Source organism: Pseudobutyrivibrio xylanivorans, from assembly GCF_008935055.1.
In the GTDB taxonomy this organism is placed as follows: domain Bacteria; phylum Bacillota; class Clostridia; order Lachnospirales; family Lachnospiraceae; genus Pseudobutyrivibrio; species Pseudobutyrivibrio xylanivorans_A.
The window spans coordinates 3,012,742-3,035,190 of record NZ_CP043028.1 but is presented as its reverse complement, the minus strand read 5'-3'; the positions used below and the strand labels follow the sequence as shown (position 1 = coordinate 3,035,190).

Genomic DNA, 22,449 nt, shown 5'->3' with positions numbered 1-22,449 from the left:
AGGGCTTGAGATTAATAATGAATAAGGCAATTGAAAAATATCGATTATTGCCAGTACAAGTGAGGGCATCACTGTGGTTTTTGGTATGCTCATTTTTACAAAAGGGTATATCAATGATTACCACACCGATATTTACTCGTATAATGAGCCCTGAAGATTTTGGAGAGTTTGGAGTATTCAACTCTTGGTATGGAATAATAGCAATAATTGTTGCATTGGGGTTAACTGGAGGTGTGCACACTCAGGGACTGGTAAAATATGAAAATGAAGGACCTATTTTTACGTCGTCCCTACAAGGGTTATCGTTAACGCTTGTGGCGTTTTGGTTTGCAATCTATCTGTTGTTTAAAGACTTTTGGAATTCATTATTTTCATTATCATCTGAACAGATGATATCTATGTTCATTCTGATTTGGATTACTGCTGTGTTTGGCTTCTGGGCAAACGAGCAAAGGGTTCACTACTCATATCAATCTTTGGTCGTAGTTACCTTAATATCATCAGTAATAAAGCCGGCTGTGGAAATCATATTCGTGATGAGTGCTGCTGATAAAGCGACTGCTAGGATAATAGGATGGGTGATTTGTGATATTGTAATGTTTGGATGGGTGTTTTTTGCCCATCTTTTTAAGGGAAAAATCTATTTCTCAAAAAAGTTTTGGACCTATGCCTTAGCGTTTAATATTCCTTTAGTGCCGCATTATCTTTCACAAACAGTTTTAAACAGTGCTGACAGAATAATGATTCAAAGAATGGTAGGAGATGGTGAGGCAGGTATCTATAATCTTGCATACTCCGTCTCTTTGATTATGACACTTTTTAATGTTGCGTTAACTCAAACGCTAAATCCCTGGATGTATCAGAAGATTAAGGAAAAGCGAATAACTTCTCTGGCACCAGTGGCGTATACAACATTGATTATTGTTGCAGTTGTTAATTTGTTATTAATAGTTATGGCACCAGAGGCCGTTGCTATATTTGCACCAAAAGAATACTATGATGCCATTTGGGTAATACCTCCTGTTGCAATGAGTGTTTACTTTATGTATTCCTATGACCTATTTGCAAAGTTCGCATTTTACTATGAGAAAACTGGAATCATAATGATGGCTAGTATAATTGGTGCGATTTTGAATGTGGCGTTGAACTATATTTTTATCGGTAAATTTGGCTACATGGCTGCTGGTTACACTACATTAGTTTGTTTCATCATTTATGCTGTGGCTCACTATACTTTTATGAGGAAGGTTTGTAGAGATTGTTGTGAAGAAAAGTATCCTTATAGTACCTCAATAATTCTTAAGATAACTATACCTTTTCTTGTTGCGGGGTTCATTCTAATGGCAACATATAATTATATTTATATTCGGTATGGGATTGTTATACTGACATTTATTGTCGCTTTTGTATTTAGAAAAAAGATAATAGAAATTGTTAAAGGGATTATAAATATAAGGAAAAGGAATTAAAATAGGGCAAGGTCACGGTGCCTTTGCCCTCGATGACATTATTGTTTTTTTAATTCTTCAAGCAATATGCATTTCATACCCAGGAGGCTTTGGAATTCATAAAAAAGTACACCTATCAGATTGTTTAGGAGGTGAGAGGAATGGTTATTTCAAGAGAAATGATTGACGACTATTTGCAGGATATATATACAGAAATGAAACGACGCGGTTTTCAGCAAGACGAGATTCCTAGGGTGATAGCAAAAACTGGATTTATGTAGGCATTAGAGAAGTATCCGGAGGAACAGCTTCACTATTCTATTACTGATGCGGTTAATGAAATTATTACTACTGCGGCTAGATTTTAGTTATAGTCATTAGTTCACATTATAAATTCAAATGATTTAACAAATCCCACACCTTGCGGTGTGGGATATTTTTTATCTATTTATTTCTCGCCAATGCCTCTCCCGTTTGCCGACGAGAGAGGCGCCTCTCACTGAGAGGCACCAATGTCTCTAAGTGTAACAAGCTAGAGGTCGACTTAAAGACAGCTAAGTATTTTGAGTAATCAAAAGGGTTAGACTTTCGACTAAACCATATTTTTAATTGTTTAATGTGAAAATAAATCTTCTCCAGAAATGACATTTTGAATTATGCCGGAATACTTACTTTTTTTTAGGCCATTTGCACTTACTAATGTTATGTGTATAGCTTTCTTAGTTTCTGACTCTTTTTGGAAAATAGTCATACGATTTTGAAGCTTGTAATATTCATCGTGCTCCAATGAGTATTCTTCATTTGTGTATTTCATCTCGCAAAGATTAATTACACCATCTTTTCTATCAATAATTAAATCAATTTGAGCGCTTTTGTCTGTGCTACTACTTCTCCAAGAAAACTCGTTTGTCTCAATTCCGCTAATTCCAAGTGAAGCTTTTATCTGATTGATATGATTTATACATACTATTTCAAATGAATTACCGCGCCAAGCATTATACCCTGGAGTATTAAGATATTCATTCCACGAATCAAATTTTTTATTTTTTATAAAATGTAAACTAAATAGCGTAAACGGATCTATCAACTGGTATAAAGCATTATTTTCTTCTTGTGTATAGTTATTGAACTTGCGAATGAATCCGCATTCTTCCAATTCCCGGAGATTCTTTGTTAGGACTGAACCGCCACCGATAGATTCGTTTTTTGCTAAATCATTTCGTGTAAGCCCTTCTTTTTTTCTTGAGAGTGCTTCTAATATAGCTATATGCTTTTCTGGTTTATCAAATAAAGAATAAAACAGATTGTGATACTCATTGTGTAGTTCGCCATATTCCTTAAAGCAAAGCTCGTTTATATTCTGCGCCAAACTTAGCCTTGAATCTAACATATTTAAGTAATGAGGGATTCCACCAAAAACCATATAGCATTCAATCATCTGATTCCTTGTCATTACGACATCATTAAAACTATATAGTTCTTCACATTCTGCTAAAGAAAATGGTGCAAGCTGAATTCGTCTCGTAACTCTATTATGAAATCCTTTTTTACTATTTAGGAGATTATTAATTATCCAAGAAGTAGCTGAACCACATGTTATTAAAACTAAATCTTCTTGAGCTGATGCCCAACTATTCCAAAAATAATCTAGTGCACTTTTAAAATCTGAGCGTGCTGTATCCATCCATGGGAGCTCATCAAGAAATATTACACGTTTGTTATTGATAGGTTCTCGATAGACATTTTCCTTTTCAAGAATATTTCTTAAGCGTGAAAAGGCTTCGAACCAATCTTTTGGTAATGAAGTATCATTACTGCCATAAGCTTTCAAACTCTCTGTAAAAGCTCGCAGTTGCCCCTTGGTCTTTTCATCTGTGAGACCAGTGGTATAAAAAGAAAACTGTCTATTAAAATATTCTCTGATAAGGTAGGTCTTACCGACTCTTCTTCTACCATACACAACTATAAATTCTGGTCTCTTAGAATAGAGGCACTGCAATAAGCAGTCTTTTTCTCTTTTTCGTCCGATTATTTTCATAAACTACTCCTTTTGTGATATAAATCGCCAAAAAACCAATTCAAAAGGCGATTTTGGCGATTTATAAACTCTAAAGCTATTATAAACCGCCAAAATCTAAATTTCAATATTTTTTTAAAGGCGCATAACGGTGACAGGCACCAATGTGGATATTGTGTAGTGGGATAATTTCCCAATCTAAGTATATAAAGGAAAATGCGAGAATACTGCTCAAAATGACATTTTGAGATTTATACATAATCGTTATGAATCCAGTCGTTAGGGGCTGGATAGATGTTAGCTTCTTGAAATCTTTAGTTTGCGTCATCCTCACTTGTTGTGACACTAGTGTGATAGATGAAATGATACTATAACCTCGGTAAATGTGAAAAAATACTGAAAAAAATAGCAAACGATGATTTATACACAAGATATGCATATTTATATGCTAAGTTATTTACGAAAACGTTTTAGTTGATTTGCTAGGGGAGGCAATTAAGAATGAACAAGAAGACCGTATTAAAAATTGTGGCTGGTGTAGTTGTTGTATCAATGGTTTGTGGCGGTGTTTACTTTAAGTTTATGAAGCCGCAGGATATTGAGGTTGAAACAGTACCCACAGTTAATGTAACAAAGCAGACTATTGAAAAGACTATTTCTGCTACTGGATCAATTATTGCAGCTCAGGAAACTACAGCGCTTGCAAGCACGACAGGAACTTACCCTGTTGCTGAGGTGTATGTTTCTATAGGCGATGAGGTTAAGGTGGGAGATCCTCTTTACAAGCTTGATATGTCAGAAAAACAAAATGAACTTAGCTATCAGCAGAAGGCATACAGCTTACTGCAGCAGAAAAATGATATTGCAATGGCTAACGCAGAGCTTGAGCTTGATAAGCAGCTGGATGCTGGAGCAGTGAAGGTGGTTGACTCTAACAAAGAGGTTGCCGATGCTAACAAGTCAAAAGAGGATAATGAGAGTAAGGTAAAAAAAGCTGAGGATGCACTTGGTGATGCAAGACGCGCAGCAGATCGTGCGGAATCAGATATGAATGCAGCAAGTGAAAGTGGTGACCAGGCAGCCTATGCAGCAGCTAGAGATAAATATGATGCGGCTTTGTCAGCAGTAAGATCAGCTGAGTCAGCCCTTACTACAGCTAAAGAAGCTGTGAAGGATGCAGACAAAAAGATTGAGACAAGCACTGAGGCTCAGGGCAGAACTCAAAAAGAGATGGACAGAGAAAATCTTTTTAAGAGCCGCGCAATCGAATCTGCCAAGTTAGATAGTCAGGCCAACACTATTGATAATCAAAAGGCAATTGCCACAACAAAGGCTGAGCTCGATAAGGCAACTGTTTATGCTACACAGGATGGTGTTGTAACAAATGTAAATATCAAACCAGGTCAGACTTATTCGGGCGCTGAAGCAGCAGTTGTTATAGATGATATGACTACCCTTAAGGCATCTGCGGATATTGACGAGGCTTTGATTCCAAAGATTAAATTGGGTCAGACAGTTAACATTAAAACTGATGCCACAGAAGATGAGGTTCTTACTGGAAAAGTAACCTTTATTTCTCCAACAGCTACAAAGGATAGTGACAAGGATAAGAAAAGCGATTCTTCAACAGCTTCAGTTTCAAAGAAGCGTGCTACTTATCGTGTTGATGTAACTCTAGATGGTGTTAACGAAGTACTTAGACTTGGAATGACTGCAAAGATGACATTTTTGATTGACAAGAAAGATAATGTTCTTGCTGTACCATCTGCAATTATTCAGAAGGATGAGGAAGGTAAGGATTACGTTGTGGTTCAGAAGTCTGAAGGTGAAACTGAAAATGTCACAGTAACAACAGGTTTGTCTGATGATTACTATACCGAGGTTTCTGGAACAGGTATTAAAGAAGGCAAAGTCATTATTGATAGCAATGAGGCCGGTATTGATGATATGTTGCTTAGCATGGGTGCTGATGGGGGTATAAATGTTGACTAATGAAAATGAACTCTTGTTAAGTGCAAGAGGTATTAGAAAAAGTTATTATATCGGTTCACCGAACGAACTGGAAATCCTTCATGGAATAGATTTGGATGTATATAAAGGTGAGTTTGTTTCCGTAGTTGGACAGTCTGGTTCAGGAAAAAGTACCCTGATGAATATACTTGGAATTCTGGATAGACAAACTGCAGGTGAGTATACCTTAGATGGAATCGACATTTCTAATGCGCCAGCAAAACAATTAGCCAGGCTTAGAAATAAACATATTGGATTTGTTTTTCAAACCTATAATTTGATTGCCAGGACAGATGCACTTTCAAATGTGGAAATGCCAATGCTTTATGGAGGCTTGGGCGCCAAAGAGAGAAGAGAGCGAGCAGTAGAACTCCTTAAAATGGTTGGTATGGAAGAAAGAATGCATCATAATCCAGACGAGCTTTCAGGTGGACAAAAGCAAAGAGTGGCTATAGCCAGAGCCATGGCGAACGATCCGGATTTGATTCTCGCGGATGAGCCTACTGGAGCTTTGGATTCTGCTACTGGCCATTTGGTTATGGATATTTTCCATGAGTTGCATGAAAAGCAGGGTAAGACAATTGTGCTTATCACTCATTCAAATGAGCTTGCTGCTGAAACCTCTAGAATTGTAACTATTAGTGATGGGGCGATTATCTCAGATACGGCAAATGCCTAACTAGGAAAGGAAGAATCTATGTTAATCGAGAACTGTAAACTAGCAATAAGAAGTATAAAGGCCAACAAGCTTCGAGCTTTTTTGACTATGCTTGGTATTATCATAGGTGTTGCGGCAGTTATCACTATCATGACTATTGGTGATTCAATGACAGCCCAACAGGTTAAGCAGATGTCTGAGCTTGGCATGCAGAATATGGATTTTTATATAAGTCAGATAGACTGGAATGAGGAAGTATCTGAGGATGATCGGAAGGCTGCCGAATTAACAGCTGAGGATTTGCATGATATGGCCCAGCATTTCGAGGATAAGATAGCTGCAATTTCTGTAAAGTCTCAGGCTGGAAGTGGCAAGGTAAACAAGCTTGGTAAAGAAGCAAGCGTTAATGTTTATGGAATTAGCGTGGGTTATTTAAAGGCTAATAATGTGAAGCTTTCTGCAGGAAATTTCTTCGACCAGTATGCTTATGAAAAAGGTAGCAAGGTGGCAATAGTCTCAGAAAAATTTGCCCAGCAGCTTTTCGGAGAAAACTATAATCCTGACTCAGTACTTGGAACAGACGCAGAGATTCTGATGGATTCAGATTTTTTGGATGTTACCATAGTAGGAATTTATGAGCCAATACAGGATCTTATGTCAATCTATGGCTTTGGAAATGATAAAAATACAGATGTGTATATTCCACTGCAGACAGCCTTTGATTTCAAGCATGAGGTTAGCTATGATTCTGTTGTGATTGTGGCAGCTGAAGGAGTGGATATGAACACCTTCCCTACAGAAGTTACAAATTATGAAAATGAGAGAATGGCCTCTAGATTAAAGGACATCTTTTCAATCTCTACTTATACCAATAAGAGTATGGTGGATAGTCAGCAGCAGACAATGAGTCAGATGACCGCTGCCTTTGCATTAATTGCTGCTATTGCTTTGTTGGTTGGTGGTATTGGTGTCATGAATATCATGACTGTATCAATCACTGAGCGAACCAAGGAAATCGGTACAAGAAAGGCCCTTGGGGCAGAAGATTCGATGATTATGTTCCAGTTTATAAGTGAGGCAATTATTCTTTGTCTGATTGGTGGAGTTATAGGAATGATATTGGGATTGTCCCTTGGTGTATTAGTTGATAAAGTCATGGGATTTCCAGTTAATATCTCATTTACAAGTATTTATCTTTCTATTGGATTTGCAACTGCAATCGGCGTTATCTTCGGATATGCACCAGCTAAGCATGCAGCCAAATTAAATCCTATTGATGCCCTTAGATATGAATAATTTATTATCTTTTTCTCTTATTAACGGATTGTCTCATCCCCACTTGTGTGACACTTTGTGATACTTGTGGTATTATTATTGCTGTGTAAAGAAAAGATAGTAAGCCAAGCATTTAGCTTGGCTTTTTGGCTTGTAAAGGGAGGAGACATTGAACTACTCTAGAATTATGATTGCTGCCCCAAAGAGCGGCAGTGGCAAAACGACAATTACATGCGGATTATTGGCTGTGCTGAAGGCTCAGGGCATGAATCCGTGTAGCTTTAAGTGCGGCCCGGATTATATCGACCCGATGTTTCATCGAACTGTGCTAGAAATTCCATCGGGAAACCTTGATACATTTTTTACAGATGATGATACCACCAGACAGCTATTTGCAAAGGAATATTCAGGCAACATAGCTGTTATCGAAGGTGTCATGGGCCTTTATGATGGAGTCGGTGGCACAGAGGAGACTGGTTCAAGCTATGATCTGGCAAGAGTGCTTAAGGCTCCGATTATTCTTGTGCTTGATGCAAAGGGAGCAGGCCGTTCTATTCTTGCTGAGATAAAGGGCTTTTTAGACTACGACAAGCACAATCTAATCAAGGGCGTGATTTTGAACAGGACAAGTCCAGCCTTTGGAGACAAGCTTGGAGAGCTTATCGAAAAGGAATTAAAGATAAAATATCTAGGCTCGGTCCCTGCCACGAAGGGCGTGGAGCTCAGCAGTAGACATTTGGGACTTGTTCTTCCTGAAGAGATTGAGACCATTCACGAGAAGCTTGAGCTGATGGCAAATGCTGTAGCTCAGAGTGTGGATACATCTAAAATAATAAAAATTGCCGAATCCGCAGCAAAATTAGATATAATAGAAGATAAGAAAACTCAGGAGCAGGAGTCCGCTGTCAGATTGGCGGTTGCCTACGATAGAGCCTTTTGCTTTTACTATCGGGAGAATCTGCAGCTGCTCCAGGACATGGGAGCAGAGCTTGTTTATTTCTCACCTTTGAATGATAAGCATCTTCCAGAGAATATTTCTGGACTCTTGCTTGGCGGCGGTTATCCTGAGAATTATCTCAGGGAGCTTTCGAGAAATTCAATTATCAAAAGTGAGATTAAATCTGTTATTGAATCGGGCATGCCAGTTCTTGCAGAGTGCGGCGGTTTTATGTATCTGATGGATTCAGTTTCAGATAAGGAAAATCGTAAATACGATATGGCGGGAGCCATTTCTGGTGCAGCCTGGTTTGTGGGTAAGCTTGTTAGATTTGGCTATGTGACAATAGATGATGGCAAAATGAAGATTCGCGGTCATGAGTTCCACTATTATGACACGGATAATAATGGTGAAGCCTGCGTTGCCAAAAAGCCAATGGGGGGTAAACAGTGGCAATGCACTCATCATTTTGGTGGTTCCTATGCGGGATTCCCACATCTGTATTATCCATCTAACCCAGACTTTGTAAAAAATTTTGTGGAGGCTATGAAAAATTATGGGGAATGAACGATTTCTGTTTGATGATGTGCTAGAAAACAAGCTGACAGTGGAGCCTATTGATGAGGCTGAGGTCAGAAAGATTAAAGATAGTTGGGACAAGGTTGCCAAGCCAATTAACAGCTTTGGAAATCTGGAAAACTATCATTCTAAAATTGCAGCAATTCAGGGATTCGAGGCACCTGATTTATCTCACATGCGCTTGATAGTCTGCTGTGGCGACCATGGAGTCGTTGAAGAGGGTGTCAGCCAGACTGAGCAGGATGTTACCAGAATCTGTGCCACAAATATCGGCATGGGTATCACCACTGCCGGTGTGATGGCAAAATCTCTTGGAATCGATATTGTTTCTGTTGACGTTGGAATTAATTACGCCAAGGAGGTTCCATTCACTTTGAATCGCAGAGTGAAGTATGGTACCTGCAATTTCCTTAAGCAGCCTGCAATGTCTGTGGAGGAGTTCTCCAGAGCAGTTCAGGTTGGTATGGACTTGGTAAAGGATAGCAAGGAGGAAGGCTACAATGTTATTCTCGTTGGCGAGATGGGAATTGGAAATACCACCTCAGCTTCTGTAATGGCAGGCTATCTTTTGGATTTGAATGCAGAGGCTGTAACAGGTCGCGGCGCAGGCCTTGATGATGAAGGCTTTAGTCGCAAGCGTGCTGTAGTTGCCATGGCATTGGCTCAGTACAGCGGTCTTTCTCCAGTGGAAATTTGCAGCAATTTCGGTGGGCTTGAGCTAGCTGCCATGACAGGAATTGTTTTGGGCGGTGGCTTGTACAAGGTCCCAATTATTCTTGACGGAATGCTCAGCCAGGTTTCTGCACTTGTGGCAGAGCGTCTTCTTGAAAATGTAAAGGATTATCTGATTCCATCACACATCAGCAAGGAGCCTGTTTCTGAAAAGCTTGCAAAGAAGCTTAAGCTGGAGCCAGTATTCGATGCAAAGATGGCTGTGGGCGAGGGAGCTGGCGCAGTTATGATGGCTAATATGCTTCGCCTTACGGATACGGCTTTCCATCAGGCTTTGAAGTTTGAGGATTCCGAAGTAGAGCAGTATGAAAATTTTGAGGTAGATAAATAGTTAATGATTACATTAATCTATGGCGGAAGTGGCAGCGGCAAGTCGGAGTTTGCAGAAGGCTTTGTCTGCGAAAAGCATTATGACATTCAGTATTATCTTGCCACGATGGCAGCATTTGATGATGAGGCAAAGGCCAGAATTCAAAAGCATCGAGAAGCCAGAGCTGGCAAGGGCTTTGAAACGATTGAACAGCCTTTCGATGCCGCAAAAATCACAAACAATATAAACGAAAATGGAATAATTTTATTGGAGTGTCTATCGAATCTTGTGGCAAACGAGATGTTTAGAGATGGACAGATTATTCCATCAGAAAAATGCATCGAGAAGATCTTTGAAGATTTGAAAGTACTTGCAGGACACATCAGTGAGCTTGTTATTGTTTCAAATGATATTTTCGATGATGGAGTTCAATACGATGAAACCACAATGGATTATCTGAAGGCTCTTGGTGCGTTAAATTCAATGCTTGCCAGCGAAGCTGAAGAGGTTTACGAGGTTGTAGTTGGGATTCCGCTAAAAATAAAAGGGTGAATTACTAGATATGAAAATACTTAAATCAATAGCAGTAGCTTTTTCCATGTATTCAAGAATTCCTATGCCACATTTCGAATGGGCAAGTGATGATATGAAGTATCATCTGATTTTCTTTCCATGGGTAGGGGCGGTAATAGGCGTTTTGGAATATGCTTTATATTATTTATATGAGAAATATCAATATCCGCATTTGGCTTTGGCGGCGCTTGCACTTGCAATTCCACTGGTTGTTACAGGCGGCTTTCATTTGGATGGCTACATGGATGTGACCGATGCATTAAGCTCTTGGCAGACAAAGGAAAAGCGTCTTGAAATAATGAAGGACCCACACATTGGAGCCTTTTCAGTTATTAATCTTGTAACACTTGGACTTATAATGTTTGCAGCAATTCTGATGATGACCAAGGAAGCTTTTATCACCTGGTGCTTTTCATTTTTTGTTGTACGTTGCCTGAGTGGAATATGCGTTGTTCGAGGCAAGAAGGCCAAGGAAGATGGCTTGCTTCACACCGAGGCAAAGACGGCAAGTGACAATATTGTCTTTATCGCATTGATTGTGGAGCTAATAGCTTGTTTCGTATATGCGTTTTATGTTAATCCATATCCAACAATTGCTTTGATTGTGGTGTCTTTTTTATCGACAGTTGGTTACATTAGGATGGCCTACAAAAACTTTGGTGGAATCACAGGGGATTTGGCTGGCTGGTTTGTTGTAAATACTGAGATGTTAATTGGCGCATTTGTAATGGCTTTGAATGTGCTCCAATAGGAGGAAAAATGGTTTTAGTTGTAGGCGGCAGCTATCAGGGGAAGACTGATTATGCCAGCGAAAATTTTTCGAATGCAAATTGCCTGAATCATCTTCATCTGTTTATTAAAGAGCGACTTGAGGCAGGCAAGATACAGCAGGAAATCTTAGAAGAGATAAGAGCGATAGTTACTGACGGAGACTGGGTAATCATCTCTGATGAAATTGGAAATGGAGTGGTTCCACAGCAGGAGTTTGACCGCCAGTGGAGAGAGGTTACAGGTCGCATTCTAATTAGCCTTGCTAAAGAGGCGACTGAAGTATACAAGGTGGTTTGCGGAATCGCTGTAAAGGTTAAATAATGACTGAGGTAAGACATATTACTTTTATTCGCCATGGTAAAACCCCTGGCAATGAAAGAAAAGCATATATCGGAATTACAGATGAAAAGCTTAGCACAGATGGGCAGGAACTAATCAAAAACAGGGTTTACCCACCTGCAGATATTGTTTTTTCAAGTCCTTTGGCACGCTGTATCGAAACTGCGGAGATAATATACCCAGGAATGAAGCCTGTGATTGTTCAGGATCTTCGAGAGACCGATTTTGGTCTTTTTGAGGGGAAGAACTACCAGGAGCTGGCGGACAATCCAGAGTATCAGCGTTGGATTGATAGTGGTGGAACAGAAGCCTTTCCTAAGGGGGAAAGTCCAGCTGCGGCAAACGAGAGATTCCTAAGGGGATTTCAGGAAGTACTTAAAAACATTGGGGATGCAGAGGATATTTCTATTGTTGCCCATGGGGGCACAATCATGGCTGTTTTGAGCCATTATTTTGGCGGGGATTTTTACTCATACATGACAGAGAATGGCGAGGGATACACTTTTGATTTATCACATGACAGCATTTTTAGCGGGCTTCGTCCTGGATCTTTTACTAGGTGATCCAATAGGCTGGCCACATCCAATCAGATGGATAGGAAATTTAATATCATTTTTATCTAAGCAGTTTCTGGAGGTGGCAGACAGAAGCCTTGATATTGAGACTGTTTTTGCAAGAAAAAGAAGGCTGGGACTTCTGATGGTAATTATCGTAATTACGATATCAGTGGGAATATGTTTTCTTATTCTTTATTTCGCATACACATTAAATTCAATATTTGGAATTATAATTGAAGCAGTGATTACATACTATTGTATTGCTGCAAAAAGCCTCTACACCGAGAGTATGAAGGTGTACACGGCTCTCAAAGAAGAAGGGCTTGAGGCAGGCAGACGTGCTGTGTCCATGATTGTGGGCCGAGATACAGCAAGTCTTGATGAAGATGGAGTGATTAAGGCGGCAGTTGAGACAGTTGCGGAGAATACTTCTGATGGCGTCATTGCACCTCTTTTATATCTGGCAATCGGTGGCCCAGTGCTTGGCATCGCCTACAAGGCTATAAACACCATGGATTCCATGGTAGGTTACAAAAATGACAAGTACATGGATTTTGGAAGAGCAGCAGCAAAGCTCGATGATATTGTAAATTTTGTACCAGCACGAATAAGTGCTTGGCTTATGATTTTGGCCTGCGCATTTCTTGGAAAAGATTATAGCATGAGGAATGCCTATAGGATTTTCAAAAGAGACCGGTTTAATCATGCCAGTCCAAACTCCGCACAAACTGAAAGTGTATGTGCAGGAGCTTTGGGACTTCAGCTTGCCGGCCCAGCAAGCTACTTCGGAAAAGTAGTGGAGAAGAAGTATATCGGAGATAGGCTGCGACCAATCTCGGATGAAGATATAAAACGTGCAAATATTTTGATGTTTGCGACAGAAATAATTTTTGAGGTTTTGATATGCATGGTGGTGATATTTATAGAAATAGCATAGTTTCTGATTTCTCAGTAAACATTAATCCGTTGGGAGTGCCAGATGAGGTGCAATGGGTTTTAACTGAGGCGGCGCTTCATGCCAATAAGTACCCTGACATTGTTCATGAAGCACTGGTAGGTGATACGGCAGCTTTATTTGATGTGAGTGAGCAAACGATTGTTTATGGCAACGGAGCATCGGAGATTATTATGGCGATTTGTCATGCCATAAATCCAAAGAGGGCTCTTTTAGTGGCGCCTTGCTTTTCGGGTTATGAAACATGCTTGAAAGGCGTGAATCCAAAATGCAAGCTTTTGTATTATCATCTTTCAGAAGAAAACGATTTTGAACTTCATCATGATTTTGTGGAGCGGATAATAGTAGAGAAGCCAGAGCTGGTTTTCCTTACCAACCCTAACAATCCAAATGGTAAGTTGATAGATAAGGATTTGCTTGATGATATTATAGAAACCTGTGATAAAACTGGCGCAGTCCTTGTGGTTGATGAGTGCTTTTTACCACTAACAGGAAAAGATATGCAGCGTTCAGTTATACAGGATATTCAGAGTCATAAATCTGTTATAGCGCTTAGGGCTTTCACTAAGTCCTTTGCGATTCCTGGAGTTCGCATTGGCTATGCAATTTGCTCCAAGGAGGCAATGGCAGATCAGTTGAAGTCACATCTTCCAGAATGGAACCTTTCCATCTTTGCGCAGATGGCAGGAGTGGAGTGCCTAAAGCATCATGAGTATCTTGAAAAATCAGTGAAGGTTGTTGAAGAGGAGCGCTACTTCCTGACTCATGAGATGAAGAAACTTGGTGTGAAGGTTTATGGCTCTGATGCTAATTTTCTTCTATTCAAATGCAATAATTTTGAATTAAAGCAGCAGCTTTTAGAATATAGAATTCTAATTCGTGACTGTTCGGACTATGAAGGCTTAGCTAAGGGCTTCTATAGAATTGCAGTTAAACAGCACAATGAAAATGAGGGATTGATTTCTGCACTTAGCGATGTGCTTTTTTAATAGCCTCCCGCATTGTGTTCATTACAACCTTTTTATTTCCGGACCAAAGAGGGGCAATGAGAAGTCTTTTAGGACCATCACCAGTGAGGCGATGAACAACAGTCTCAGGTGGAAGATGACGTAGGCACTCACAGACAAGCTCACAATATTCATCCAGTTCGTAAATATGAAATGGTTGCGATTGATACATATCAGCAAGCTTTGTACCCATTAAGATATGAAGCAATTGAAGCTTTACGCCAAACAACCTGGGCGTTAGCTTCGCCAGGTAATCAATCGTATCTATGATGTCTGACTTTGATTCACCAGGCAGGCCAAGAATAACATGAACTACTACTTTTAGCCCTGCGTCGGTGAGTCTTTTGTATGCATCCTCAAACACTTGAAGCAGGTAGCCTCGGTTGATAAGCGTTGAAGTGTTTTCGTGAATGGTTTGCAGACCAAGCTCAACCCAAACCTCTTTTTCTAAGTTCAGCTTGGAAAGGTGCTCAATCATCTCATCTGAAAGGCAATCTGGACGTGTACCGATAGAAAGCCCTACAATCTCAGGATAAGATAGCACTTCAGAAAAAAGGCGCATTAATCTTTCCTGATCACCGTAGGTATTGGTGAAGGATTGGAAGTAGGCAATATATTTCCGTTCTTCGAGTGGAATCTTCGAGGAAATCTTTTTATCAACAAGCTCTCTGGCATAACAAATTTGCTCAGCAAGATTCATACCCTTGGCAGCAAAGTCTCCAGAGCCACCTTCAGAGCAGAAGATACAGCCACCAGTACTGATAGTACCGTCCCTGTTTGGGCAGGTGCAGCCGCTGGTGAGAGAGAGCTTGTATACCTTTGTACCGTATTTATTTTTTAAATAATCTGATAGTGAAATGTATTCCATGGAACAAGTATAACACAGATGTGTTATAATTAAGAAAGTGATTGACAGCTACGAATAATTGTTATATGATTGTCGGGTCTTTGTGAAAAATGTAGTTTTGATAACGGATGAGTACTGAGGAGAGATACTATGATAACAGTTCGTACTAGAAGAAAAATAGGAATGATGCAGCAACAGCTCAGCGGATCAAAGGAGGAGGATTTCCTTCTTACACTTGGGCAGAATTTCCTTGAATTTATACATAGATATGGCACTGATAACAGTTATGCAGATTCTTTGATTTGCACAAAGATTGCGGAGTATGTTAAGGATAAGAATTATGCTGCTATAGGTGATTTGTTCGCAGGTCTTCAGGTCTTTGGAACCTACGACAAATACACACAGCTTACTACAAAATATAAGATCGTTTCTTCAGCTGTAGGCCGTAATTTCAATGGTACAGTATTTGAAGGACGCCCAGATGAGCAGAGCGAGCTCAACAGAATCATTGCACACACATGTGGCATGTGCACTGAGCAGGGCACAGAGTTTGTAGAAAAGCTTCTTGCATAGAATATGATATTAGTAAGGGACTGGCAATTGCCAGTCCCTTTTTCACATCGCTAGCCAACCCGCATATCCTCGCCGCTGTAGCGTAGGGAGATGCGTTGCATCTTGCGGGAGATTTCGACTAATAGGGCGAAGAGCTCCGTGTGGCGCTGCAGGAAGCTTATCATATTTTCTGGTGAGTGCTTTAGATGGAGGATTAGCAGTACCAGCTTAGGGCGTTTGCCTATGAGGCGCATAAGTAATGAGTGATTAGTTACGAAGTCAATGATTCCAACCATGCTGGTGTTGAAGCCGTTTTGCTCCATGATTTCCTTTACGGATTCCACCATCTGAGGCTTCTTGTTTTTGTATTTGAAAATGTAGGCTGTTAGCTGAGCTGCACTGTCTGAATAACGCTCGTCAGAGAGTGTGTACACAAGCTTGTCGGTGTCACCGCCTTTGGCATTTACGATTAGGCTGCCAAGCATGTTCGCAACCTTTTCTCTTGTAGTCATGCGTATAGAGCGTATAAAGCTGTTAAGCATCACATCCAAATCGGACATTTTCTTATCCTGAGCAGGAGCAGGCCATACAGACATTCCGCCAATATCATCATAAAATACCACAGCATTTGCACAGTGATTCTCCGCAAAGCCAAGCCTTCCACAGTTTGTTCCAAGATAAAACTGCTTTTTACCAACATCGTTTAGCAGAATATTTACAAAATCACTTTCTTCTATAATATTTAGGATTTTCTTTTGATTCATAATAATTTGGTGAGCGTATTTCTTGATGAATTCATCAGAAAAGCCTTGCCCGTCGAAGGAGAAGCAGTTGTCCACCCGATTATCCATAAGAGTGATGAATTTGGCCTTGTTGCCACCCTTTGAATGGCCAGTGACAGTGATTGTATCGTAGCCCTCCAAATCAAGCGAACGGAACCAGTTTAATGCGTTAGTCTGAAATGCTGTCGGAACCTGATATAATCCGGAAACATTGTCAATCCACTCGGCATCGCTTTGGGTGCCCTTAAAGGCAACAATTGCTTCATTTCCAACAGGGTCGTACAGAAGAGCACTTCGTCCGCCACCGGCACAGTCACTTTCATAGTGGACCTGGAGGATAATAATATTCTTCAGATGCTCGTTTGGTCTTATAGACCACATGATTTGCTTGTATTCAGCGCCAGTTACACCTGTGCTGTATTCTTTATCATTCTCAATTTTGGCGGCATTATGAAGCACACCATCGATATAGTCACCAATTGTTCTGGATTCCTGGCTTGTAGACAGAAATGTACCCTTTGGTCCACCTAGATTTTCACAGTAAAGCAGGTTGTTGATGAGCACGATTTCTTCTATCGAAAGGTTACTTGAAAGGTTGCTAGAAAGATTATTTTCCATACAATATACCTCATCTATTCAATGATAAAACTATCGGAAAAAAGTCGGTCTCTTGCGTAATCTGCCTCAGCATTTTTTAGAACTACTATATAGATGTCTCCGTGAACACCTTCTGTCTTAAGACAATTCTTGATATCAGCCACTACCTTTTTGTAGTCCTTGTCAGAAAGCTTTGTATCATCCAAAAAGATCTTAAAATCATTTCCAGTTGGAAGCTTTCCATGAAGGACATTTATAGGAGAGAGTTCTCCGTCAAATTCATTGCCTAGATATTCCCAAAATGAAACATTTACATCAATAACAGGAATGCCCGCGGATTCTAAAATTTTTTCAAGCTCCTTTTTTATATCCTCCCTTATGACCTCACCATAAAAGTCATCCTTTATTTTTAAATCGGCATCATCACCATCTGCCATGGCGATAAATGCAGAGTCTCTGTTGATGCCTTCCACTGTGTAGTACCACTCATCGTAGGTGCGGACAGTACCGTCCTTTGGTTCGCAGCCTGTAATTTCAAAGGTGAAGGTTGGATATTTATCCTTTAGATAATTGTCCACCAGACGCATTTCGTATAGCAAAGCAATGTCTGTGTCGCAAAGATTTCCGTTTTCAATTTCCTCTGTGTGGAAGGTTATTCCAGACAGCACTTTTTTCTCGTCATCTGTAATGTTAATCATATTCCCTCCAATTTCTTTTCAACAATTAACAAATGCTACTTTGCGCAATGAACGCTGAGCTCGGTCTTTTTTGGACATTGGTGCAAACATCGCTTACGTTATACATTATAACTTGATTTGATAATGGATACAATGGGCGAAATTAAGGGTAGTTAGTGCTCATTTTTATTCATCTGTATGCATAAAAATAAAAAAGTTACTTAAACGTTTACGAAAATGTACGAAACCTATTGACACAAGGGTTTTAACATGGTAACTTATCATCCGTAGTGTGTAACTTGTAACCAATCAAGGCACGAACTATGCATAAACTAACTGTATTTATGTAGGGTTCGTGTCTTTTTTTATACCCATCATATAGAAAAAGACACTTAGCAGCTTTTACATAAGTACGCAAAAACATTTTTATGTATAGGAGAAAAACAAAATGAAAGACAAAATTTTCGCAGTATTGCAGCGAGTTGGACGCTCATTCATGCTTCCAATCGCAATCCTTCCAGTAGCAGGTTTGCTTCTCGGAATCGGTGGTTCATTCACAAACACAACTATGCTTGAGACTTACCATCTCACAAGTGTTTTAGGACCAGGTACAGCAGGTAATGCTATTCTTACAGTTATGAACGATGCTGGTAACATCGTATTCGCTAACTTGCCTATTATATTTGCTATTGGTGTAGCAATTGGTATGGCAAAGAAAGAAAAAGAAGTAGCAGCACTCGCTGCAGCAATCGCTTTCTTAATCATGCATGCTTCAATCGGTGCTATGATTACAATCAATGGCGGAGCAGAGGCAATGCTTGATGGTGCAACAACATCAGTTTGCGGTATCACTTCATTACAGATGGGTGTATTTGGTGGTATGATCGTAGGTCTTGGTGTTGCTTCACTTCACAATCGTTTCTACAAAATCCAGCTTCCACAGGTATTATCATTCTTCGGTGGTACAAGATTCGTTCCTATCATCTCTGGTTTGGTATACACAGCAGTTGGTATTTTAATGTTCTTCGTATGGCCATTCGTACAGCAGGGCATCTACGCAGTAGGTGGTGTTGTTCTTGCTTCTGGTTATGCTGGAACATGGGTATATGGTCTTATGGAAAGACTTCTTATTCCATTTGGTCTTCACCACGTATTCTACCTTCCATTCTGGCAGACAGCTCTCGGTGGAACACTCGAGGTTAATGGTCAGCTTATCGAAGGTGCACAGAACATCTTCTTTGCACAGCTTGGTGCACAGAACACAATTGATCACTTTGCAGTATCAGCTACTAGATTCATGTCTGGTAAGTTCCCATTTATGATCCTTGGTCTTCCAGGTGCAGCTCTTGCTATGTATAGATGCGCACTTCCTGAGAAGAAGAAGGAAGTTGGAGGTCTTCTCCTTTCAGCAGCTCTTACATCTATGCTTACAGGTATCACAGAGCCAATCGAGTTCACATTCTTATTTGTAGCTCCAGCTCTTTACGGTATCCACTGTGTATTCGCTGGTGCATCATATATGTTCATGCACATGCTTGGCGTTGGTGTTGGTATGACATTCTCAGGCGGTATCATCGATTTAATTCTATTCGGTATTCTTCCTGGAAACGCTATGACATCATGGGTATGGGTACCAGTTGTAGGTGCAGGTTACTTCGTAGTTTACTATTTCCTTTTCAGCTTCCTTATCAAGAAGTTCGATCTTAAGACACCAGGTCGTGACGCTGATGAAGAGGTTAAGCTTTACAGACGTTCTGACTACAACGCAAAGAAGGAGTCTATGAACGACAACACTTCTGAGAAAATCTGCAACGGTCTTGGTGGTAAGGCAAACATCTCTGATGTTGACTGCTGTGCAACAAGACTTCGTGTTACAGTTCACAAGTCTGAGCTTGTAAATGATGCTATGCTTAAGGCAACAGGTGCTTCTGGTGTAGTTCACAAGGGTAACGGTGTACAGGTTATTTACGGACCACACGTTACAATTATCAAGGCTAACCTTGAAGATTATCTTGAAACAGCTCCAAATGTAGAATACAATGGAGCAAATGATGCGGTTGTTGAGGAAACTAAGGCTGAGGCAACAAACGAGCCAACAGGTAAGGTTGTTAAGACAGTTATCCTTGGTAGCCCAATTACTGGTGTAGCTGCTGATTTAGCAGAGACTCCAGATGATGTTTTCGCTCAGAAGATGATGGGCGATGGTGCAGTTGTTACTCCAAATGATGGAAAGGTAGTAGCTCCTGCAGACGGTACAGTTGTATTCGTATTTGATACAAAGCATGCAATCGGTTTCAAGACAGATGACGATGTAGCAATGCTTCTTCACTTTGGTATTGATACAGTTAAGCTTAAGGGTGAAGGCTTCAATGTTCACGTAACAAACGGACAGAAGGTTAAGAAGGGTGATGTACTTATGGAGGCAGACTTAGATTACATCTCTAAGAACGCTCCTTCAGTAGCAACTCCTGTACTTTGCACAGAGCTTAAGAGCAATCAGAAGCTTCGTCGCGTAGGCAATGGCGAGATTAACGCTGGCGATGACTTACTTGCAATTGATTTTTACGAGTAATCATTAGGAGAAACACTTAGATGTACAGAGTCGAAAAGGTTCTAAATCATAATGCTCTTATCGGTATTCCTGAGAATACAACACAGGAATACCTGATTATGGGCAAGGGGATTGGGTTCGGAAAACATATTAGCGAGACAATCGAGGTTACTGACGAGCACAAAGTGTATTCCCTTAAGGAATCTACAGACCGTGGAGATAAGAAGGAATTAGCCACCAGCATCGACCCTGTTTATCTTGAAATTGCTAATGAAATTTTAGATGGCGCAGAGGCTGCATTTAACACTATCGACAGAAATGTTATGCTGCCTCTTGCAGACCATATCGAATTTGCAGTCAAGCGAATTAAGAGTAATGAGCAGCTTAAAAACCCCTTGACGGACGATATCAGAGTTCTTTTCCATGTCGAGTTTAAGGTGGCCGAGGCAGCAAGAGATATGCTTGCTGACAGGCTTGGTGTTACAATCTCTGACGATGAGATTGGATATATAGCACTTCATGTTCATTCTTCAATCATGGATCAGGCTGTGTCTCAGGCCATGCAGATGGCCGACGCTGTGAGACAGTGCGTGAGCATGGTAGAAGAGGAAACTGGCAAGAGAATTGATACTCAGTCATTGTCCTATAACAGGCTTCTCAATCATATTCGCTATATGATTGCACGTACAATTAGAGGCGAGGTAATCAAACTTGATATGAATGACTATATAAATGCCTCCGCCGCAAATTCATTTCAGGCCGCTACACGCATATGCCAAGAGCTTGGGAGAAGCTTGGACAAGCAGATACATGAGGCAGAAATCGGCTATCTTGCTATGCATATTGAGCGAGTAGCGCTTGATGAAATGGATTAAAGACACAATAGTTTATTAAATCCCTAAAACAGAACAGTTCACTTATAACAATTAGCAGTTGGCATATTCTTGGCTGACTGCTTTTTTGTATTCTTTTTGTTTGTAATTTCTGTGAATTAAAGTGGCTACCAAGCTTGTTTCTCTTTGAATTTTTACAGTTCTGTGTTATGATAATTAGTTGTGTTAGATAATAATAATTTGTCAGGAAGGAAGGAATTGAAATGACAAAGATTGATATAATTTCAGGATTTTTAGGTGCAGGTAAAACTACTTACATTAAGAAAATGCTTGAAGAAGCATACAAGGGTGAGAAGGTAGTCCTTATTGAGAATGAGTTCGGCGAGGTTGGTATCGACGGCGGATTCTTAAAGGACGCAGGTATTACAATTTCAGAGATGAATTCTGGATGTATTTGCTGTTCACTTGTTGGCGATTTTGATAAGAACCTTCATGAGGTACTTGAGAAGTTCAGCCCAGATCGTATTCTCATTGAGCCATCAGGCGTTGGCAAGCTTTCAGATGTTATGACATCTGTTATCAAGCTTGAGGAAACAGCAGATGTTAAGCTTTGTGGTCTTGTTACTGTTGTTAATGCTCTCAAGGCTTCAAAGCAGATGAAGGCCTTCGGTGAGTTCTTCAATAACCAGATTGAGTTTGCAACTACAGTTGTTCTTTCACGTTCACAGACAGCTACAGAGGATCAGCTTGAGTTCTGTGTTAAGCAGATTCAGAATCACAATCCAAAGGCTGCTATCATTACTACTCCTTGGGAGGAAATCTCAGGTGAGAAGCTTCTTTCAGTTATGGAAGGTCAGGACAATCTTGCTGCAGAGATGAAGCATCTTGCAGAAGAGGCTCATGAGCATGAGGAAGAAGAGCATGAACACGAGCATCACCATCATGATCATGACCACGAGGAGCATGATCATCACCATCACGAACATGACCATGAGGAGCATGAGCATCACCATCACGATCATGACCATGAGGAGCACGAGCATCATCATCACGATCATGACCATGAGGAGCATGAACATCATCATGAGCATGGCGAGAATTGCACATGCGGTTGTCACGACCACGATCATGAGCATCATCATCATCACCATCATGCAGATGATGTATTTAATACATGGGGTAAGGAGACACCTCACAAGTTTGAGAAGTCTACAATCGAGAAGGCTATGAAGGCTTTCGCTAACACAAATGATTACGGTACAGTTATCCGTTCAAAGGGTATGGTTCCTTCAACAGATGGTACATGGATTTACTTCGATTTTGTAGACGGAGAGTACGAGCTCAGAGCAGGTGAGCCTGATTACACAGGACGTCTTGTTGTAATCGGTGCAGATATTGACGAGCACAAGATTGAAGAGTTATTTGGATTATAAGAGGTAAAA

Annotated in this window: 20 protein-coding genes; 16 read left to right on the top strand and 4 right to left on the bottom strand. The window is 40.3% G+C overall.

The features are described from left to right. Positions 1–17: 17 nt before the first annotated feature. Positions 18–1,469 carry a lipopolysaccharide biosynthesis protein gene (locus FXF36_RS13665; RefSeq protein ID WP_167511393.1) on the top strand — a complete coding sequence of 484 codons (1,452 nt, stop codon included), beginning with the start codon at positions 18–20 and terminating at the stop codon, positions 1,467–1,469. 592 nt (positions 1,470–2,061) lie between these two features. Here FXF36_RS13665 and FXF36_RS13660 read toward each other — a convergent pair. After that, positions 2,062–3,486, bottom strand: a complete 1,425-nt coding sequence (locus FXF36_RS13660; protein ID WP_151625001.1) for an AAA family ATPase — start codon at positions 3,484–3,486, stop codon at positions 2,062–2,064. Positions 3,487–3,966: 480 nt separating this feature from the next. Between FXF36_RS13660 and FXF36_RS13655 the strand changes: the two genes are divergently transcribed. The 11 genes from FXF36_RS13655 (at position 3,967) to FXF36_RS13605 (ending at position 14,150) form a co-directional block, all read left to right on the top strand. Beyond that, positions 3,967–5,457, top strand: coding sequence for an RND family efflux transporter (locus FXF36_RS13655; RefSeq protein ID WP_151624999.1), 1,491 nt, complete (start codon positions 3,967–3,969; stop codon positions 5,455–5,457). Then, positions 5,447–6,154: an ABC transporter ATP-binding protein gene (locus FXF36_RS13650; RefSeq protein WP_151624997.1), complete on the top strand. Its 708-nt coding sequence runs from the start codon at positions 5,447–5,449 to the stop codon at positions 6,152–6,154. Before FXF36_RS13655 ends, FXF36_RS13650 begins: the two co-directional genes overlap by 11 nt. 18 nt (positions 6,155–6,172) lie before the next feature. Then, positions 6,173–7,429, top strand: coding sequence for an ABC transporter permease (locus FXF36_RS13645; RefSeq protein WP_151624995.1), 1,257 nt, complete (start codon positions 6,173–6,175; stop codon positions 7,427–7,429). Positions 7,430–7,577: 148 nt separating this feature from the next. Beyond that, entirely contained in the window at positions 7,578–8,912 is a 1,335-nt protein-coding gene (locus FXF36_RS13640; protein ID WP_151624993.1) for a cobyrinic acid a,c-diamide synthase CobB, read from the top strand. Next, positions 8,902–9,987 (top strand): nicotinate-nucleotide--dimethylbenzimidazole phosphoribosyltransferase, encoded by a 1,086-nt coding sequence (locus FXF36_RS13635; RefSeq protein WP_151624991.1) that lies wholly within the window; start codon positions 8,902–8,904, stop codon positions 9,985–9,987. Before FXF36_RS13640 ends, FXF36_RS13635 begins: the two co-directional genes overlap by 11 nt. Before the next feature lie 3 nt (positions 9,988–9,990). After that, on the top strand, positions 9,991–10,518 hold the full coding sequence (locus tag FXF36_RS13630; RefSeq protein WP_151624989.1) for a bifunctional adenosylcobinamide kinase/adenosylcobinamide-phosphate guanylyltransferase: 528 nt from the start codon (positions 9,991–9,993) through the stop codon (positions 10,516–10,518). 10 nt (positions 10,519–10,528) lie between these two features. Beyond that, a complete protein-coding gene (locus FXF36_RS13625; RefSeq protein WP_151624987.1) occupies positions 10,529–11,290 on the top strand; it encodes an adenosylcobinamide-GDP ribazoletransferase in 762 nt (253 codons plus the stop codon). Positions 11,291–11,298: 8 nt separating this feature from the next. Further along, entirely contained in the window at positions 11,299–11,631 is a 333-nt protein-coding gene (locus FXF36_RS13620; RefSeq protein WP_151624984.1) for a bifunctional adenosylcobinamide kinase/adenosylcobinamide-phosphate guanylyltransferase, read from the top strand. Continuing rightward, positions 11,631–12,212 (top strand): histidine phosphatase family protein, encoded by a 582-nt coding sequence (locus FXF36_RS13615; protein ID WP_151624982.1) that lies wholly within the window; start codon positions 11,631–11,633, stop codon positions 12,210–12,212. Before FXF36_RS13620 ends, FXF36_RS13615 begins: the two co-directional genes overlap by 1 nt. Further along, complete coding sequence (gene cbiB / locus FXF36_RS13610; RefSeq protein WP_243143516.1) at positions 12,166–13,143, top strand: adenosylcobinamide-phosphate synthase CbiB; 978 nt, start codon at positions 12,166–12,168, stop codon at positions 13,141–13,143. Before FXF36_RS13615 ends, cbiB begins: the two co-directional genes overlap by 47 nt. Continuing rightward, positions 13,110–14,150, top strand: coding sequence for a pyridoxal phosphate-dependent aminotransferase (locus tag FXF36_RS13605; RefSeq protein WP_151624980.1), 1,041 nt, complete (start codon positions 13,110–13,112; stop codon positions 14,148–14,150). The genes cbiB and FXF36_RS13605 overlap by 34 nt, the downstream gene beginning before the upstream one ends. Here the strand turns inward: FXF36_RS13605 and mnmL are convergent. Continuing rightward, complete coding sequence (mnmL, locus tag FXF36_RS13600) at positions 14,131–15,036, bottom strand: tRNA modification radical SAM protein MnmL/YtqA (protein ID WP_151624978.1); 906 nt, start codon at positions 15,034–15,036, stop codon at positions 14,131–14,133. The genes FXF36_RS13605 and mnmL overlap by 20 nt on opposite strands. Before the next feature lie 129 nt (positions 15,037–15,165). Here mnmL and FXF36_RS13595 point away from each other — a divergent pair, with 129 nt between their 5' ends. Further along, on the top strand, positions 15,166–15,588 hold the full coding sequence (locus tag FXF36_RS13595; RefSeq protein WP_151624976.1) for a hypothetical protein: 423 nt from the start codon (positions 15,166–15,168) through the stop codon (positions 15,586–15,588). A gap of 50 nt (positions 15,589–15,638) precedes the next feature. Here the strand turns inward: FXF36_RS13595 and FXF36_RS13590 are convergent, their stop codons facing one another. Both FXF36_RS13590 and FXF36_RS13585 read right to left on the bottom strand, forming a co-directional pair. Further along, positions 15,639–16,967 (bottom strand): Mbeg1-like protein, encoded by a 1,329-nt coding sequence (locus FXF36_RS13590; protein ID WP_151624974.1) that lies wholly within the window; start codon positions 16,965–16,967, stop codon positions 15,639–15,641. Positions 16,968–16,981: 14 nt separating this feature from the next. Continuing rightward, positions 16,982–17,644: a hypothetical protein gene (locus FXF36_RS13585; RefSeq protein ID WP_151624972.1), complete on the bottom strand. Its 663-nt coding sequence runs from the start codon at positions 17,642–17,644 to the stop codon at positions 16,982–16,984. Positions 17,645–18,071: 427 nt separating this feature from the next. Here FXF36_RS13585 and FXF36_RS13580 point away from each other — a divergent pair, with 427 nt between their 5' ends. The 3 genes from FXF36_RS13580 (at position 18,072) to FXF36_RS13570 (ending at position 22,440) form a co-directional block, all read left to right on the top strand. Then, complete coding sequence (locus tag FXF36_RS13580; RefSeq protein WP_151624970.1) at positions 18,072–20,195, top strand: PTS sugar transporter subunit IIABC; 2,124 nt, start codon at positions 18,072–18,074, stop codon at positions 20,193–20,195. A 20-nt stretch (positions 20,196–20,215) separates the two neighbouring features. Then, on the top strand, positions 20,216–21,049 hold the full coding sequence (locus FXF36_RS13575; RefSeq protein WP_151624968.1) for a PRD domain-containing protein: 834 nt from the start codon (positions 20,216–20,218) through the stop codon (positions 21,047–21,049). A 221-nt stretch (positions 21,050–21,270) separates the two neighbouring features. Further along, positions 21,271–22,440, top strand: coding sequence for a CobW family GTP-binding protein (locus FXF36_RS13570; protein ID WP_151624966.1), 1,170 nt, complete (start codon positions 21,271–21,273; stop codon positions 22,438–22,440). The last annotated feature ends 9 nt before the right edge of the window (positions 22,441–22,449 follow it).

Bases quoted from the DNA above. Each gene is read 5' to 3' on its own strand.
- mnmL (WP_151624978.1), bottom strand. From the start codon at position 15,036: ATGGAATACATTTCACTATCAGATTATTTAAAAAATAAATACGGTACA.
- cbiB (WP_243143516.1), top strand. From the start codon at position 12,166: ATGACAGCATTTTTAGCGGGCTTCGTCCTGGATCTTTTACTAGGTGAT.
- FXF36_RS13580 (WP_151624970.1), top strand. From the start codon at position 18,072: ATGAAAGACAAAATTTTCGCAGTATTGCAGCGAGTTGGACGCTCATTC.
- FXF36_RS13620 (WP_151624984.1), top strand. From the start codon at position 11,299: ATGGTTTTAGTTGTAGGCGGCAGCTATCAGGGGAAGACTGATTATGCC.
- FXF36_RS13585 (WP_151624972.1), bottom strand. From the start codon at position 17,644: ATGATTAACATTACAGATGACGAGAAAAAAGTGCTGTCTGGAATAACC.
- FXF36_RS13595 (WP_151624976.1), top strand. From the start codon at position 15,166: ATGATAACAGTTCGTACTAGAAGAAAAATAGGAATGATGCAGCAACAG.
- FXF36_RS13635 (WP_151624991.1), top strand. From the start codon at position 8,902: ATGGGGAATGAACGATTTCTGTTTGATGATGTGCTAGAAAACAAGCTG.
- FXF36_RS13645 (WP_151624995.1), top strand. From the start codon at position 6,173: ATGTTAATCGAGAACTGTAAACTAGCAATAAGAAGTATAAAGGCCAAC.
- FXF36_RS13630 (WP_151624989.1), top strand. From the start codon at position 9,991: ATGATTACATTAATCTATGGCGGAAGTGGCAGCGGCAAGTCGGAGTTT.
- FXF36_RS13655 (WP_151624999.1), top strand. From the start codon at position 3,967: ATGAACAAGAAGACCGTATTAAAAATTGTGGCTGGTGTAGTTGTTGTA.
- FXF36_RS13660 (WP_151625001.1), bottom strand. From the start codon at position 3,486: ATGAAAATAATCGGACGAAAAAGAGAAAAAGACTGCTTATTGCAGTGC.
- FXF36_RS13650 (WP_151624997.1), top strand. From the start codon at position 5,447: ATGTTGACTAATGAAAATGAACTCTTGTTAAGTGCAAGAGGTATTAGA.
- FXF36_RS13605 (WP_151624980.1), top strand. From the start codon at position 13,110: ATGCATGGTGGTGATATTTATAGAAATAGCATAGTTTCTGATTTCTCA.
- FXF36_RS13625 (WP_151624987.1), top strand. From the start codon at position 10,529: ATGAAAATACTTAAATCAATAGCAGTAGCTTTTTCCATGTATTCAAGA.
- FXF36_RS13615 (WP_151624982.1), top strand. From the start codon at position 11,631: ATGACTGAGGTAAGACATATTACTTTTATTCGCCATGGTAAAACCCCT.
- FXF36_RS13665 (WP_167511393.1), top strand. From the start codon at position 18: ATGAATAAGGCAATTGAAAAATATCGATTATTGCCAGTACAAGTGAGG.
- FXF36_RS13570 (WP_151624966.1), top strand. From the start codon at position 21,271: ATGACAAAGATTGATATAATTTCAGGATTTTTAGGTGCAGGTAAAACT.
- FXF36_RS13590 (WP_151624974.1), bottom strand. From the start codon at position 16,967: ATGGAAAATAATCTTTCTAGCAACCTTTCAAGTAACCTTTCGATAGAA.
- FXF36_RS13575 (WP_151624968.1), top strand. From the start codon at position 20,216: ATGTACAGAGTCGAAAAGGTTCTAAATCATAATGCTCTTATCGGTATT.